Origin of the sequence: Bartonella sp. MU70NMGDW (assembly GCF_042194085.1) — a bacterium.
Lineage (GTDB): Bacteria > Pseudomonadota > Alphaproteobacteria > Rhizobiales > Rhizobiaceae > Bartonella > Bartonella grahamii.
This window is the reverse complement of record NZ_JBHIMK010000349.1, coordinates 1-1,189: the sequence shown is the minus strand read 5'-3', so window position 1 is coordinate 1,189 and position 1,189 is coordinate 1. Positions and strand designations below refer to the sequence as shown.

1 protein-coding gene is annotated in these 1,189 nt (G+C 43.8%); it reads right to left on the bottom strand.

Annotated features, from left to right (window positions below):
• Window positions 1–12 precede the first annotated feature (12 nt).
• On the bottom strand, window positions 13–1,188 hold the full coding sequence (tuf, locus tag ACFIKE_RS10905) for an elongation factor Tu (protein WP_012755022.1): 1,176 nt from the start codon (window positions 1,186–1,188) through the stop codon (window positions 13–15).
• Window position 1,189: the final 1 nt, after the last annotated feature.

Below are 1,189 nucleotides of genomic sequence, written 5' to 3'. Positions count from 1 at the left end.
AACAAGCATTATTTATTCAATGATCTTAGAGACGATACCGGCACCAACAGTACGACCACCTTCACGAATAGCAAAACGAAGCTTCTCTTCCATCGCTATCGGAACGATCAACGAAACATCCATGGCAACATTGTCGCCTGGCATAACCATTTCCGTTCCTTCTGGAAGCGTAACAATACCTGTAACATCCGTCGTACGGAAGTAAAACTGAGGACGATAATTCGTGAAAAATGGTGTATGACGTCCACCTTCATCTTTTGTCAAAATGTAAGCTTCTGCTTTAAAACGTGTATGAGGCGTAACAGATCCTGGCTTCGCCAATACTTGACCACGCTCAATCCCTTCACGGTCAACACCACGAAGCAGAGCTCCTATATTATCACCCGCTTGACCCTGATCTAAAAGCTTGCGGAACATTTCAACGCCTGTAACCGTCGTCTTAGACGTTGGACGAATACCGATAATCTCGATTTCCTCTCCAACTTTAATAACACCACGCTCAACACGACCTGTTACAACTGTTCCACGACCCGAAATCGAAAACACATCCTCTATCGGCATCAAAAATGGTTGATCAACAGGACGTTCAGGAGTTGGAATATAATTATCAACTTCACTCATTAAAAGACGAACAGCATCTTCACCAATGCTTTTATCCTTATCCTCAAGAGCTGCCAACGCAGAACCCTTAACAATTGGTATATCATCGCCTGGAAAATCATATTTGGATAAAAGTTCCCGGACCTCAAGCTCTACAAGCTCCAAAAGTTCTGCATCATCAACCTGATCAACTTTATTAAGAAAAACAACAATTGCTGGAACACCAACCTGACGCGCAAGCAAAATATGCTCACGTGTCTGAGGCATTGGGCCATCAGCTGCGGAAACAACCAAAATAGCACCATCCATCTGTGCTGCCCCTGTGATCATGTTCTTCACATAATCAGCGTGTCCCGGACAATCAACGTGCGCATAGTGACGATTTTCCGTTTCATACTCAACGTGTGCTGTAGAAATAGTAATCCCACGTGCACGTTCCTCTGGGGCAGCATCAATTTGATCATAGGCTTTAAATTCACCAAAATATTTCGTAATCGCTGCTGTCAACGAAGTCTTCCCATGATCAACGTGACCAATCGTACCAATATTAACATGCGGTTTTGTTCGTTCAAACTTGCTCTTCGCCATC

Excerpts from the sequence above, each read along its gene's own strand:
- tuf (WP_012755022.1), bottom strand. The coding sequence starts at position 1,188 with ATGGCGAAGAGCAAGTTTGAACGAACAAAACCGCATGTTAATATTGGT.